General features: G+C 63.4%; 11 protein-coding genes and 1 riboswitch. Of the genes, 9 read left to right on the plus strand and 2 right to left on the minus strand.

The features are described 5' to 3' along the window. Positions 1-8 precede the first annotated feature (8 nt). Together gcvP and ACZ5G6_RS22515 are read right to left on the minus strand one after the other, a co-directional pair. A complete protein-coding gene (gcvP, locus tag ACZ5G6_RS22510; RefSeq protein WP_498688291.1) occupies positions 9-2,855 on the minus strand; it encodes an aminomethyl-transferring glycine dehydrogenase in 2,847 nt (948 codons plus the stop codon). A gap of 148 nt (positions 2,856-3,003) precedes the next feature. After that, a riboswitch (glycine riboswitch) is annotated at positions 3,004-3,102 on the minus strand. 76 nt (positions 3,103-3,178) lie between these two features. Continuing rightward, positions 3,179-4,672, minus strand: coding sequence for a PucR family transcriptional regulator (locus ACZ5G6_RS22515; protein ID WP_498688295.1), 1,494 nt, complete (start codon positions 4,670-4,672; stop codon positions 3,179-3,181). A gap of 177 nt (positions 4,673-4,849) precedes the next feature. Between ACZ5G6_RS22515 and speB the strand changes: the two genes are divergently transcribed. The 9 genes from speB (at position 4,850) to ACZ5G6_RS22560 (ending at position 15,221) form a co-directional block, all read left to right on the plus strand. Next, positions 4,850-5,848, plus strand: coding sequence for an agmatinase (speB, locus tag ACZ5G6_RS22520; RefSeq protein WP_498688297.1), 999 nt, complete (start codon positions 4,850-4,852; stop codon positions 5,846-5,848). Beyond that, positions 5,845-7,278: a purine-cytosine permease family protein gene (locus ACZ5G6_RS22525; RefSeq protein ID WP_498688299.1), complete on the plus strand. Its 1,434-nt coding sequence runs from the start codon at positions 5,845-5,847 to the stop codon at positions 7,276-7,278. The genes speB and ACZ5G6_RS22525 overlap by 4 nt, the downstream gene beginning before the upstream one ends. 22 nt (positions 7,279-7,300) lie before the next feature. After that, a complete protein-coding gene (locus ACZ5G6_RS22530) occupies positions 7,301-8,824 on the plus strand; it encodes an aminobutyraldehyde dehydrogenase (protein WP_498688300.1) in 1,524 nt (507 codons plus the stop codon). After that, entirely contained in the window at positions 8,821-10,146 is a 1,326-nt protein-coding gene (locus tag ACZ5G6_RS22535; protein ID WP_223935016.1) for a D-arabinono-1,4-lactone oxidase, read from the plus strand. Before ACZ5G6_RS22530 ends, ACZ5G6_RS22535 begins: the two co-directional genes overlap by 4 nt. A 261-nt stretch (positions 10,147-10,407) precedes the next feature. After that, positions 10,408-10,860 (plus strand): large conductance mechanosensitive channel protein MscL, encoded by a 453-nt coding sequence (gene mscL, locus ACZ5G6_RS22540; protein WP_223935017.1) that lies wholly within the window; start codon positions 10,408-10,410, stop codon positions 10,858-10,860. Between the two features lie 138 nt (positions 10,861-10,998). After that, on the plus strand, positions 10,999-11,892 hold the full coding sequence (locus ACZ5G6_RS22545) for an amino acid-binding protein (RefSeq protein WP_223935018.1): 894 nt from the start codon (positions 10,999-11,001) through the stop codon (positions 11,890-11,892). 359 nt (positions 11,893-12,251) lie between these two features. Next, entirely contained in the window at positions 12,252-13,601 is a 1,350-nt protein-coding gene (locus tag ACZ5G6_RS22550) for an MFS transporter (protein WP_223935019.1), read from the plus strand. A 103-nt stretch (positions 13,602-13,704) separates the two neighbouring features. After that, positions 13,705-14,385 (plus strand): GntR family transcriptional regulator, encoded by a 681-nt coding sequence (locus ACZ5G6_RS22555; protein ID WP_498688305.1) that lies wholly within the window; start codon positions 13,705-13,707, stop codon positions 14,383-14,385. Then, positions 14,382-15,221 (plus strand): aspartate/glutamate racemase family protein, encoded by an 840-nt coding sequence (locus tag ACZ5G6_RS22560; protein ID WP_498688307.1) that lies wholly within the window; start codon positions 14,382-14,384, stop codon positions 15,219-15,221. Before ACZ5G6_RS22555 ends, ACZ5G6_RS22560 begins: the two co-directional genes overlap by 4 nt. Positions 15,222-15,233 lie beyond the last annotated feature (12 nt).

The following is a 15,233-nucleotide window of genomic DNA, read 5'->3' on the forward strand; positions in this document are numbered from 1 at the left end:
GTCAGTCCTTAGTTCTCGAAGTCTTCGACCGGAGGGCAGGAGCAGACCAAGTTGCGGTCGCCTGCTGCGCCGTCGATGCGGCCGACGGGCGGGAAGTACTTGTCCTGCTTGAGGTGGTGGACCGGGAACGCGGCCTGCTCACGCGGGTAGGCGCGGTCCCAAGCGGAACTCACGACGGCGGCAGCCGTGTGAGGCGCGTTGCGCAGCGGCGAGTTCTCAACAGTGAAATCGCCTGTGGCCACCTGCTCAATTTCGGCACGGATGGTGATCATGGCCTCGATGAACCGGTCGATCTCGGCAAGGTCCTCGGACTCCGTGGGCTCCACCATCAGTGTGCCCGCAACCGGGAAGGCCAGGGTGGGAGCGTGGAAGCCGAAGTCGATGAGTCGCTTGGCCACATCTTCTGCGGTAACGCCCGTGCGGGCCGTCAATTCGCGAAGATCCAGGATGCACTCGTGGGCAACGAGCCCGCCTTCGCCGGTGTAAAGAACCGGGAAGTGCTCATCCAAGCGGGAGGCAACGTAGTTCGCAGCCAAGAGAGCGGACTTGGTGGCTTCGGTGAGTCCCTGGCCACCCATCAGCTTCACGTAGGCCCACGAAATCGGGAGCACGCCAGCGGAGCCATAGCGCGAGGCCGAGATGGCCACGCCGCCATCAGAGGAAACATTGTTCGCGTCCCCGGGCATGAACGGTGCCAGGTGTGCCTTGGCTGCGACCGGGCCAACCCCGGGACCGCCGCCACCGTGCGGAATGCAGAAGGTCTTGTGCAGGTTCAGGTGTGAAACGTCGCCACCGAACTTGCCCGGCTGTGCCAAGCCCACCAAAGCGTTCAGGTTTGCGCCATCGACGTAAACCTGGCCGCCGGCCTCGTGGACCGCGTCGCAGACCTCGCGGACGTCAGCGTCGTATACACCGTGCGTGGACGGGTAAGTGATCATGATGCAGGACAGTGCATCCCTGTTGGCTTCAATCTTCGCGGTCAGGTCCGCGTGGTCGATCGTGCCGTCAGCAGCCGTCGCCACCACGACAACCTTCATGCCGGCCAGCACAGCCGAGGCAGCGTTGGTGCCGTGGGCCGAGGCCGGAATCAGGCAGATGTTGCGCTGGTCATCGCCCCGCGAGAGGTGGTAGCCGCGGATCGCCAGCAGGCCTGCGAGCTCACCCTGGGAACCGGCGTTCGGCTGGATGGAGACTTGGTCGTAGCCAGTGATCTCGGTGAGGTCGGCTTCCAAACCTTCAATGAGTTCACGCCAGCCCGCGGTCTGGGAGTCCGGAGCGAACGGGTGGATGGATGCAAACTCGGGCCAGGAAATGGCTTCCATCTCGGCCGTGGCGTTCAGCTTCATGGTGCACGAACCCAGCGGGATCATGGTGCGGTCCAGCGCGAGGTCCCGGTCGGACAGCTTGCGGATATAGCGCAACAGCTGCGTCTCGGAACGGTGGGTGTTGAACACCGGGTGCTGCAAGTAATCGGAGGTGCGCACCACATCTGAGGGCAGTTCGAACCCGGAAGCGTCCCCTACCGGACCGGCGCCGAAGGCGACGGCCACCGCGGAAAGGACCTCCGGCGTCGTGGTTTCATCAACGGAGACCCCAACGGTGTCAGCGTCGATGAGCCGCAGGTTGATGCCGCGGGCTTCGGCGGCGGCGATGACCTTGTCTGCCTTGCCGGGGACGCGGACCGTGAGGGTGTCGAAGAAGGAGTCGGCAACGAGTTCGCGGCCAGCCTTCACAAGCGTGGTGGCGAGCGTGCGGGCGTGGCCGTGCACGGTTTCGGCGATCGCCTTCAGGCCCTCGGGGCCGTGGTAGACGGCGTACATCGAAGCCACGATCGCGAGCAGTGCCTGGGCCGTGCAAATGTTGGACGTGGCCTTCTCGCGGCGGATGTGCTGCTCGCGGGTCTGCAGGGCGAGGCGGTACGCGGGTACGCCAGCGTTGTCCTTCGAGACGCCGACGATGCGGCCGGGAAGCGTGCGCTCCATGCCTTCGCGGACGGCCATGTAGGCTGCGTGCGGGCCGCCGAAGAACAGCGGAACGCCAAAGCGCTGCGCAGTTCCGACGGCGATATCGGCACCTTGTTCGCCCGGGGGCGTGATGAGCGTGAGCGCCAGCAGGTCTGCTGCCACAGTGACCAGGGCACCGCGTTCCTTGGCCTCGGCGATCACAGAGGAGTGGTCGAAGACGCGGCCGGAAACGCCGGGTTGCTGCAGGACGACGCCGTTGATGTCGCCGTCGGGCAGTCCGAGCGAAAGGTCAGCGACCTCAACCTCGAAGCCAAGCGCTTCGGCGCGGCCTTTCACGATCGCGATGGTCTGCGGGAGGCAGTCGGCGTCCAGGACGGTCTTGCCGTCCTTGGCCGTCTTGGACTTGTTCGCCCGGCGCATCAGCAGCACGGCCTCGGCCACGGCAGTCGCTTCGTCCAGCAGCGAAGCGTTGGCCACGGGAAGTCCGGTAAGGTCCTGCACCATGGTCTGGAAGTTCAGCAGCGCCTCGAGGCGGCCCTGGGAAATTTCCGGCTGGTAGGGCGTGTAGGCCGTGTACCAAGCGGGGGCTTCAAGGATGTTGCGGCGGATAACCGGCGGCGTGACGGTGTCGTAGTAGCCCTGGCCGATCATCTGGACGGCCGTCTTGTTCTTGGACGCGAGCTTCCGTAGCTCCGCCAGGACCTGCACTTCAGTGAGGGCGTCCTGCAGTTTGAGCGCCGTGTCCTGGCGAATGGAGTCGGGGACAGCAACGTCTACCAGGCCGTCAACAGAGTCGTAGCCAATGGCCTTGAGCATGGTGTCAACGTCGGCTTGGCGACGGGCGCCGATGTGCCGGTCCGCGAAGGCGGTGGGGGTTGATTGAACAGTCAAGAGGAACTCCATGATTCAGGCGCCCAGTGAGCGCCACGATGATGTGGGTTCCTCCCCGCTCTGTATTGGACCTGAGAGATTCCGCAGGAATGGTTGCCTGCTTGCACCGTCGGTGAGCCCGGTTACCCGGACTGCTTTCCAGAGTTGCCTCGCCGCGGCGGTACATGGGCCTGAGAGATTCCTGGGGAGGATTTGCTCCTACGGCGCCTGACTGGATGTACCGGCAGGACTCTCCCGCCGCAGATCAAAAGCGTGTGCGCCACCCGTGGGTGACACGGTTCACACCATAGCTGGTTTTCTCAAAAAAGCGCAAGCAAGAATAATTACCGATGCATCGCCTCGTGGATCTGGAGCGCGAACCACAGCTGGGCAACCGTGGACGTTTCGCCCATGTCCAGCCCCGTCAACTCGCCGATTTTCCGTATGCGGTAAATGATGGTTTGCCGGTGCGCGAACAGGGCAGCAGCCGTCTTTTGCCATGAACGCTGCGAGTCCAAATAGGTCCTCAGAGTGACGATGAGATCGCCTTCCTGGCTCTGCTCGTAGTCAAAAATTGGGCCGAGAAGGCGCCGGACCAGCGCAGTTCCTTCCTCGAAACCCGTCAGTCCGAGCCACGAAGGTCCCTGAGCGTAGCGGGACAGGCCAAGCTTGTTCGCCCGGGCGGAACCGAGCGCCCAGAGGGACTCCTGCAGGGCCCGTTGAATGCCGGCAACCGCCGCCGGAGCACTGACCCCGATCGCGGCGCCCGGGCCGGCACAATGCACCAGGACATCGTCCGGCACGTCAGCGGGGACCACGACGTGAAGTCTGTTGTTGCGCCTCAAGGAGGCGGCCGAAACTCCGTGACGCCAAAGTTCGATGTGGACACCCGCCAGCCTGTCGCCGTCGTCCGCTGAAACCGAGGCCACCAGGAAATCCTGTGTTGGGACATCGAAAGCCGCCAGCCTGCTTTCCATTTCCGCTGTCCCCAAACGGCCATCGATCGCCTGCAACAGGAACTCGCCCGCAAGCCGATGCCGCCCTTCAAGGGACAGGACGATGCGCGAAAGCTGCAGTCCCAGCACAGTTGCGGCGTGGAGAAGCACGACGGCGTCGGGGTGCGGTTCGCTGTTGGGCAGCACCACCAGGAGCGCGTTGGCGTGGGTCGGAATGTCCATGGTCAGCACGTGCCTGCCCCGGACCCGATGCCACTGGAAGTTCTTTCCAGCAAGGGACACCTGTCCGGACAGCGGCGCCCATTCGTCTGCCAGGAACACCGGAAGCGGCCGGCCCTCAGGATGCCAGGGATGGAGGCAGCGCCGGTCCACCACGAAGAGCTCCGAATCGAGTTCGGTGGCCAACCGCTGGACCAGGCTCTGCCAATGGTCCTCGGACGCCCCAGCCGTCCGGAGAAGGTCGTAGACCCGCGCGGTTTGGCGCAGGCGACGCGATTCCTCCAACAGTGATGCCTCGGCAACCGAGCGGGCGATGGCGATGAACGGCAAGGGATATGGGATGTTGATGAGAGGCAACGGCAGGCGGTCGCAGGCTTCCAGGAACTCCGGCAACAGCTCCGGTGCATGCATCTTCTCGCCGATGGCCAGGGCGCTGGCACCGGAGTCCATCAGCGCCTCGGCGAGCGCCACCTGGCCTGCCGCGTCCGCGGGAATGGAGAGTCCGTTGGTCATCATGAGTTCGCCGCCCGTCACCCATTCCCAGAGCCGCGGCAGGTCTGAGGTGTGGGCCCAGGTGATTCGGTTATCGCGGCCTGCCGCCCCCGCCAGGAGCGTCAGGCCCAGCTGCGGTTCAGCCACAAGTTCGGCGACGGTAATTGCCATGGGTTGGGCTCCCCTGTTCCTCTAGGTTGGCGGCTTTTCGGGGCGTTTAGACATATGTCTAAGTGGCTCGGCCATTTGTAGTCAATGTACCGCTATTCGCAGTGACCGGCGTCACCAAGAATTGAAGTACGCACTTCCCGCTCAACGTCGAGCAACCCCTCAACCCAAGGATCCGGAATGACAATCCACAAGCCCATCGGCCCTGTCGACGCAACCAAAGTCCCCCGGTATGCAGGCCTCGGCACCTTCGCCCGTCTCCCCCAAATTGACCGCGTCCCGGACTACGACATCGCGATCGTAGGCGTTCCGTTCGACGGCGGAACTTCCTTCCGGCCTGGCGCACGTTTCGGCCCTGCCGCGGTCCGCGAAGCCTCGCGTCTCCTGCGCCCGGGCTACCACCCGGAGCTCGACGTCGAGCCGGTCTACGAGGTCCAGGTAGTGGACGCTGGCGACATCGCCTGCACACCGTACGACATCACACGCGCTGTCCGTGAGATCGAGGAGCAGGCGTTGCCCCTCATCAGCGAGGATAAGCGGCTTATCTCGATCGGCGGCGACCACACTATCGCCCTGCCGATGCTCAGGGCCCTGAACAAGGTCCACGGTCCCGTGGCTTTGCTGCACTTCGATGCCCACTTGGATACGTGGGACACCTACTTCGACCAGCCGATCACGCACGGAACCATCTTCCGCCGGGCGTTCGAGGAAGGCCTCCTTGTGGAGGACAAGTCAATGCACGTCGGCATCCGCGGCCCTGTATATGACCGCAACGACTTCCTGCGGGACCACGAGTTCGGGTTCCAGATCATCCGATGCTCCGACCTGGACGTCATCGGCGTACCGGCGGCCATCCAGCAGGTGAAGGACAGGCTCGGCGACACCCCGGTCTACGTCTCCATCGACATCGATGTCCTCGATCCCGCCTTCGCACCCGGAACCGGCACGCCGGAGATGGGCGGGCTCCACTCCCGCGAACTCCTCGCCCTGCTCCGCGGACTGAACGGCATCAACATTGTGGGCGCCGACGTCGTTGAAGTCGCTCCGGCCTACGACCATGCGGACATCACAACAGTCGCTGCGGCCACCCTTGTTTTCGACCTTCTCGGCTTGATGGTGAACCGCAGCAAGGCCACTGAAGTCCGTGAACTGGCTTCGACGTCCCGGAGCGCGTCATGAACGCGCCCTTGGCCACCCACGAAGTTCCCAGGCTTGAGGACAAAACCATCCAGCCGATCCCGCTGAATGAGCGTCACGGCAAGGCACGCGACCTGTTCACCATCTGGTTCGGTTCCAACATCATGATCATGACCATCGTGACAGGCGGGCTCGCCACAACGGTGTTCGGACTCGGTTTCGTGCCGGCGCTTGTGGGCATCATCATCGGCAACCTGGTGGGCGGCATCTTCATGGCGCTGCACTCGGCCCAAGGCCCGCAACTGGGTGTGGCCCAGATGATCCAGACACGCGGCCAGTTCGGCTCGTTCGGCGCCCTGTTGATCGTGGTGATCGTTGTCATCATGTACGTCGGCTTCTTCGCCGCAAACCTCGTCTTTGGCGGAGAAGCGATGGCCGCCGTCAGCCCCGGCATCAGTGTAGATGGCGGCATCATCATCATCGGCGTGGTCAGCGTTATAGCCACGATCTTCGGCTACCGGCTCATTCACGCCTATGCCCGTATCCTCAGCGTTGCGGCGGGGCTGGCGTTGTTGCTGGCCTTCGGCTGGATCCTGATGGTCCACGGCCTGCCCGGCAGCTTCCTTGAGCAGGGCAACTTCAACTGGGTTGGCTTCATGGGAACCATCTCCGTCTCCGCCCTGTGGCAACTTGCCTACGCACCCTACGTTTCCGATTACTCCCGCTACATGCCGCAGGGCACGGGCTCAGCACCAGCGTTCTGGGCCTCCTACTCGGGCTGCGTCCTGGGAACGTTGTTCCCCATGATCCTGGGCGCCTTGGTGGGTACGCTTGCCATGACCATGAGCGCCGAGAACGTCGAAATCGTGGGCAGCCTGGGTGCGTTACTGCAGCCGTGGACCCTGATCATCGTGGGCATCTTCTGCCTGGGTGTCGCGGCATCGAACGCCATGAACCTCTACTGCGGCGTCCTGTGCACCTTGACCATCGGCCAAACGTTCAAAGCCTCCTGGTTGCCCCGCGCCAAGACCCGCAGCATCGCGGCGGTCATCCTGTTCGTCGTCGCAGTCTCCATCGCTTTGTTCGCCCGCGACAACTTCATCCTCTTCTACACCAACTTCCTCTCCTTCCTGATGTACGTCCTGGTTCCCTGGACGGCCATCAACCTGGTGGACTACTACCTTCTTCGGCACGGCGACTACCGGGTTGAAGACTTCTTCAAGCGCGACGGCGGCGTGTACGGGCGGTTCAATTGGGTCGCCATCGGCTCCTACGTGGCAGGCGCCCTGATCCAGGTTCCTTTCTCGGCAACGGCAATCTACACAGGCCCGCTGGCCGCCGCGTTGGGCGGCGTCGACATCTCCTGGATCGTGGGCCTGGTGGTGGTTGCTCCCCTCTACTACTTCGTGGCCCGCGTGTTCCGGAAAAAGACGGACGCCGCCCCCTTTCCAGCCCCTGCACTCGCAAACTGACCTCATCTGAAAGCGAATCGTCATGACCCTCACAGACATTTCCCACCTGGAAACCGTCCAATTCACCGTTCGACGCGCCACATCTGACCACGCTGGCAGCCTGCAGCTGCCTCTGCCTCCCGCCGGGCACTTCATCAACGGATCGTTCGTCCAGGGTTCCACCGGTGAGCTGATCGACGTCGTGGACCCCACCACCGAGCAGGTCATCGCCTCAGTGCAGGCGGGCACGGCGGACGATGTCGACGCCGCTGTACAGGCCGCCGTCGTCGCGCAAAAATCCTGGGGTGCCACCACCCCCAAGGAGCGCGCGGATGTCCTGAACCTGATCGCCAACATCATTGACGAGAACCGGCAGGCGTTCGAGCTCATCGAGTCCGCCAATACCGGCAAACCGCAGGCGGTGGCCGAGGACGACGTCACCAGCACCATCGATACGTTCCGCTTCATGGCCGGGGCCTCCCGCACGCTGACGTCGATGGCCGGCGGTGACTACGCCACGGACCACACCTCCGTGATCCTCCGGGAACCCGTGGGCGTGGTTGGTGTCATCACGCCGTGGAACTACCCGCTGCTCATGGCCGCCTGGAAGATCGCGCCCATCCTTGCCGCTGGCAACAGCATCGTCCTCAAGCCGTCCGAGCAAACACCACTGTCCACCTTGAAGTTGGCAGAACTGCTCGCCGGACGGATCCCGGATGGGATTCTCAACGTGGTTACCGGCCAAGGCCGAACGGTGGGACAACGGCTCTCGGAGCACCCGGACATCGCACTCGTGGCATTGACCGGCAGCGTGGTCAGCGGGCAGGCCGTGGCTGAAACGGCCGCCAGGACTGTTAAGCGCGTCCACCTGGAGCTCGGCGGCAAGGCACCTGTTGTTGTCTTCCCTGACGCCGACCTCCGTGCTGCCGCTGCTGGAGTCCGCAACGCAGGATTCTGGAATGCCGGCCAGGACTGCGGCGCTGCCTGCCGCGTGCTGGTGCACGAGTCCGTGGCCGAGGAATTCACGCAGCACTTGGTGCGTGAGGTGGGCACCCTGATAGTCGGCGCTCCGGAAGCAGGCGAGGACGTGGAAATCGGCCCCATGATTTCCCGGCCCCACTTTGAACGCGTCAAGGAATCCCTGGCCGAAGCCCGCGACGCCGGACTTCATGTGGCCATTGGCGGTTCGGCGCTGGAGGGGCCCGGCTACTTCATCGAACCAACAGTCATCTCCAACGTTCCAGCCGGAGCCCACATTGCCACCCACGAAATCTTCGGCCCAGTGGTCACGGTGGAGACTTTCTCTTCCACTGAAGAGGCCGTGACGCGTGCCAACGAGAGCCCCTACGGGTTGTCCGCGTCGGTGTGGACCAAGGACTCCAGCCTGTCTCTCCGGATTCCCAAGCAACTCGACTTCGGCACCGTCTGGGTCAATGCGCACCTCGTCCTGGCCTGCGAGGTACCGTGGGGCGGGTTCAAGGGATCCGGCTACGGCCGCGACCTCTCGCTCTACGCGTTGGACGATTACTCCCGCACCAAGCACGTCATGATCAACCACGGCGCATGAGCATCCAGACAAGCAACGGAGCTTTCACGATGACCACCAATGTTTCCCGGCCTGCCTCTTTGCCAGGGGCAGCCACTCCTTCCGCCCCGTTCGGAACGGACGTCACCTGGACCAACTGGGGCGGAAACCAGAGCGCGACGCCCGCCTTTACGGTTCGGCCCAGGAACGAACAGGAAGCGCTCGACGCCGTCCGCTTCGCCATCCGCGAAGGGTTGCCAGTGCGGGCGGTCGGTTCAGGGCATTCGTCCTCTCCTCTGGTTCAGACCGGCGGCGTGCTGATGGATATGTCCGGCCTCACGGCGATCACCGGCACGGACACCGTTGGGCGCCGGGCCAGGGCGTTGGCCGGAACCACCATCAATGCTTTCGGCGATGCCTTGTGGGAGCAAGGGTTGGCTTTGGGGAACCAGGGGGACATCGACAAGCAGCAGATCGCCGGCGCCCTCGCCACCAGCACGCACGGCTCGGGCAAGAACCTGGGCAGCTTCTCCTCCAACCTTCGCTGGGTGAAGCTGATCAATGGCTACGGCGAGATCGTGGAAATCGGAGAGGGCCAGCTCCGCGAACTCCGCGCCGCCCAGGTCGCTTTGGGCACTCTCGGGATCTTCCTGGAAGTGGAACTGGCAGTGGAGGACAGCTACTACCTGCAGGAGCAGATCACCTATCCCACGTGGGCGGAAACCACGTCCACCTGGCAGGCCGACATCGACAGCAACAGGCACTACTCATTCCTGTGGTGCCCCGAGGATGACTCGTGCGAACTCCTGGATTTGCCCGGATCTCCTGAGCACGCCATGGGTGGCCGCAGCTACACCAAGCGGTACAACGTGGCGCAGATCCCGGACGAAAGCTACATCTCGGACGTCGAAGGTGCCCGGCTGGACCGCTCGTACCGGATCTACCCTGGCGGCTTCACCACGCAGTTCCACGAGCTTGAGTACTTCGTTCGCAGCGAAGATGGCCTGGCCGCCGTCGAGGCAATCCAGGACCTCATCCGTAGCCGGCACCCGGACCAGAAGTACCCGGTAGAGGTCCGCTGGGTGAAGGCCGACGACGCCTACATGTCCCAGTTCCAAGGCCGCGACAGCACCGTCATCACCCTGACCACCAAACCCGGAACCGACTACTGGCAGTTCTTCCGGGATGCCGATGCCGTGCTGCAGGAATTTGAGCCGCGTGCGCATTGGGGGAAAATCCACTTCATGACCCGGAGCCGGCTGGAACGTCTATATCCGGAGCTTGACACCTTCATCCAGGTCCGCCGCGAGTTCGATCCCAGAGGCATGTTCCTCAACGACCACACCCGGGCCCTCCTGGCCTGATCGGGCAGGATGTGAGTGAGCATCCGCGAAAACAGGGGAGGATGTGAGTGAGCATCCGCGAAACCCGATGCTCTCTCACATCCCACCCCCCTCCCACCGATGCTCTCTCACATCCTGCCCCCTCCCACCGATGCTCTCTCACATCCACACCCCCTGTCGGCATCCCTCGCTCACATCCCATTGACACCCGTTTGAAACCTCGGAGTGGTAGTTTGATCTCTGCTTGAGCCAGACACCCACACCCAACCGGAGGACATTTCCATGCTTAAGGGTTTCAAGGACTTCATACTTCGCGGCAACGTGATCGAACTGGCTATTGCCGTCGTCATCGGCAGTGCTTTCACGGCACTCGTCGCGGCCTTCACCACGAACATCATCAATCCCGTCATCGCTGCTGCAGGTGGAGTGAACGCCGACGGTCTGGGCTTCCGGATCTGGCAAGACAACCCCGCTACGTTCATCAACTTCGGCGCCGTGCTAACGGCCCTTGTGACGTTCGTGATCACTGCCGGTGTTGTGTACTTCATCTTCGTGGCGCCCATGAACAAGATCAATTCCCTGGTCAAGGACCGCCTCTCCACCGAGGAACCCGAGGAAGAGCCGCTGCCGGCTGACACCGCCCTCCTGGCAGAAATCCGCGACCTTCTTAAGGAAGCTGCCGCCCAGCGCGGTATCGAGCGGGATTCTGACCTCGATTCGGATTCCGTCCGCTAGGACAAATTACCGAGGCGCTTTTCCCGGTTACACAGCTGAGCCCGGCATTCCCCATCCGAGAACGCCGGGCTTTCGCATGTACCCAGAACGTGACGCGCAGGCAACCGATTCGAAACAGGCGCGGGGCAGCATGAAACCATGAAGCCCAAAGCGAGCACTCCCATCACCGCGGACCTCCGCTGCGATGTCTGCGGCCAGTTGCCCGAACCGCCCAAGGCCCGGCTCACCCTGGCCAACATCGCCGTGATGCTTCCCATTGAACTGCTGGTTCATGCCGCAGTTGTGGAAACCCATCTCCCATACGTGGCCAAGGTCCTCCTGCTGACCGTGACTGCCACAGTCCTGGTTATCTGGGTGGCCGAACCGTCGGCCGCGAAGGTCCTCCGGCGATGGTTGCACGCCCCTGCCCTCCGTCAGCGACGCAAGCTGCACGCTGCTCCGGCCTTGTGGCGTGCTCGGGTCATGCTGCGGGACCAGCCCGGTTCGCTGCAAAAGGTCACCCAGTCCTTGGCCAAGCTGCAGACGAATATCCTCAGTATCCACGTTCACCCGATGGACGGCCCGGGGCGGGAAGGCGCAGCACAAGTAGTGATGGATGAGTTCGTCCTCTCCGCCCCGGGCGAGGTCACCGAGCATGAGCTGCTGAAAGCATTCGACGACGGCGGCGGGCGTGAGTCCCATGTTTGGCCTACCACCGCGCTTGCCATGGCTGATGGCCAAACCAAGGCGTTGAGCCTTGCCACCCGCATTGCCGGGAATCCCCAGGAGCTTCCGCACGCGGTCGCGGAGCTGCTTTCAGCCAAAGTAGTCCCCAACGATCCGGAGAACCTGGCACCGGAGACGAGTGCCGGCGTCGGACCTTCAGCTGAGATCCTCAAGATTCCGACGGCGTGGCAGGGCCCCTTGATTTTCTCCCGTCCGGGCGAGCCGTTTACCCCAGCCGAGTCCGCTCGTGCACACAGGTTGGCTGAGCTGGCCGAGATTCTGGCATACAGTCCTAGCCAAACCCCAAACTCGGCATACCAGACCTAACCGCCGCAGCCTCCCCTCGAGCGCCCGAACGCGGCGTGTGCCTAGAGAATGCCTGGCTTATCCCGCCAGAACAACGAGTAAATGCGAGGAAGTGCGCACCCACGCATCCACACGGTCAGATTCCGTTTTTAGATTGGGTATACCAAAACTCTTGACAGTGCCGCCCGTCACATCTAACTTAGATTTTGGGATCCCAAAACGGGATCCCAAACAGACCCGCTACCGGCTGCGGCCCCCGCCACCAAAAGGGCAGGGACCGCAACAGTTGCCGCCGGCACGGGTCCGGCTGCAGCGATATCACGCCCGGCTCATCCCCCCGAAGACATTCCACCCCTGTTGACTCCTCTGAAGGAGAAGCTGTGTCTCCCCAAAACACCCAACTGGCAACCCAGGAAAACCAAGATAACGAGCCCAAAACCGGCAAGGACGGTGTGCAGCGACGCACGAACGTCCGCTGGAAGCTCTTCATCCTGCTCCTGGTCCTGGTCGCCGTCAATTACATCGATCGCGGTTCAATCTCCGTAGCCCTCCCCATCATCCAGAAAGAATTCAACCTCCCGCCCGAGCTTGTGGGGCTTCTGTTGTCGGCGTTCTTCTGGACCTATGCCCTCATGCAAATCCCGGTTGGTTTGCTGATCGACAAGTTTGGCCCACGCAAAGTCGTTACCGCTTCCTGCATTGGTTGGGGTGCCGCTACTGCCGCCTCAGGTTTCGCAGGTGGATTCCTCAGCATGTTCATCGCCCGCCTTGGCATCGGTGTTACAGAGGCCGGCGTCATGCCTGCCGGTGGCAAGCTCAACGCCATCTGGATGCACAAGAAGGAACGTGGCCGCGGCGCCACTATCCTCGACGCCGGAGCTCCCCTGGGTGCCGGCCTGGGCGGTATCCTCATCACCTGGCTGATTGCCTCCACCGGCAGCTGGCGGATGTCCTTCATCATCGCCGGCGCCGCCACCGTCCTCATGGGCTTGGCCGTCTGGTGGTACATCCGGGACAATCCCCGCCAGCACAAGGGCGTCAACGACGCCGAAGCCGACTACATCGAGGCTTCACACGCCGAAGATGACGCCGAGGCCGCCAAGGAAGGCGCCCAGGGCAAGCGCGCCCTGCTCCCCTACCTCAAGTTCCGTTCCTTCTGGGCCATGTGCTTTGGCTGGCTTGGTTTCAATGGCGTGTTCTACGGCCTTCTCACCTGGGGCCCGCTTTACCTGGCACAAGCCAAGGGCTTCGATTTGAAGACCATCGGCTGGTCCACATTCGTGATCTTCGGCGCCGGGTTCGTCGGCGAAATTCTCGGCGGGATCATCGCGGACAAGTGGCGGGCATCCGGCGCCTCGGCGAACCGGGTCATGCGTACCCTGCTGGGCTTCTCCAGCGTCGTAGTGGTGGGCGGCCTCGTAGGCGTCACCGTGGTCGCTGACCCGATCACCGCCGTCGTTCTTCTCTCGGTAGTCCTGTTCTTCCTGCGCTGGGTTGGCCTGTTCTGGTCCATCCCGTCCATCCTGGGCGGCCGAACCAATGCCGGTGTGCTCGGTGGCGCCATGAACTTCAGCGGCAACATTGCCGGATTCGTCACCCCGATTGTGGTAGGCCTGATTGTCGGGGCCACGGGCTCCTACACCTGGGCGCTGCTTTACTTTGTTGGATCCGCGGTCATCATGGGCATCTCTGTCCTGGCCTTGGATTACAACAAGCGACTCCCGGTCTAACTCGCCTGACCGGGCTGGCCGGACGGTCCTGAACCGCCGGACGGCCGGAAGCCCGCCTGGTCGCCGGGCGCACTGCCTCACACATCAAGAAATGGAGCTGGAAATGCTAGCCGCAGAAGACACGAGCATCACTGACCGCCCCCTCCGGGAGTCAGTGCGTGACACGCTCCGTTCCAGGATTTTTGAGGGGCACTATGCGCCCGGTACCAGGCTGGTGGAGCGGGACCTCGCCGCCGAATTCAACGTTTCCCGCCTGCCCATCCGCGAAGCACTCCGGATGCTGAGGCAGGAAGGACTCATCCGCGATCGCTCTGGCCGCGGTTCCGAGGTCAGTCGCCTAAGCCCCAAGGACGTTGAAGACCTCTTCGACGTCCGTCAATCCCTGGAAGTCCTGGCCTGCCGGCTGGCAGCCAAGCGGGCCACCGCCGAGGACCTCCATCACCTCGCTGGCCTGCTCGACGAGGCCGACCGCTGCCTGGCCAAGGGCTCCATCCTGGAAGCCCACCGCGCCAACAGCGATTTCCACGATGCCATCACGGCCATCGCCAACAACGACTTTCTCCGCTCCGCGCTGGAACCACTCCAGGGACGCATGCACTGGCTGTTCCGCCATGTCAGCGACCTCCCGGAACTCATCCAGGAACACCGCGACCTTTACGCTGCAATCGCCAGCGGCGACGCTGATCGCGCCGCTACCCAATCGGCGTCGCACATCGGCAAGTACCGCGAGCAGTTCCCGGAGTCCAGCGACGCTGAGCCCAAGCTGCAACGGAAAAAATCATGAAACTCCTGGTCACCAACCCCAACATCAGTGACGACGTCACGGCACTGATCGAGGCCGAGGCCCTGCGTTCGGCAGGACCGGACACCGAACTGATCGTGCGCACCGCCGGGCACGGCGTGGAATACATTGAAACGCGCTTCGAGTCGCTCATCGCCGCTGGCGCCGTGGCCGAGCTGATCGCCGAATACGCGCACGACGGCGGAGCCAGCCTTGGGCGGGAACGCGGCGGTGCCGCTGTGGACGGCGTCGTTGTGGCTGCTTTCGGGGATCCCGGCATGCCTGCGCTGAAGGAACTCGTGGATGTACCGGTCATCGGCATCACGGAGGCCGCACTCTGCGCGGCAGCACTTCAAGGCCAGCGCTTCTCCATCATCGCCATCTCGGACCGTATCCAGGCCTGGTACCTCGACTGCGTGGAACGCTTCGGTTTTGCCGGCCGCCTCGCCTCCATCCGATCCATCAACCAGAGCCTGAACTCCATCGGCTCCGTGCAGGCCGACTTCAAGGAAACCCTTCTGGCACTTAGCCGGCAGGCCGTCGCAGAGGACGGCGCCGACGTCGTGATCCTTGCAGGTGCGCCCCTCGCCGGACTCGCCCGCGAGCTTGAGGGACAGATCCCGGTGCCCGTGGTCGACGGAATTTCCGCAGGAATCCGGATGACTGAAGCCGTGGTCGCGTTGAAGTCCGGTGTTCACCGCGGCGGTTCGTTCGCGGCGCCGCCGGTCAAGCGCCGGCACGGTCTCTCGGAAAACCTCGACGCCGCCCTGACCGTAGCACAGTCGGCGCACCTCTCCACGGCGACGGTTCCGGCAACGTCCGGCCAGCCCGCCCGCTAAAACTTCCAAGAA

It is taken from the genome of Arthrobacter sp. TmtSoilC51 (assembly GCF_055388015.1).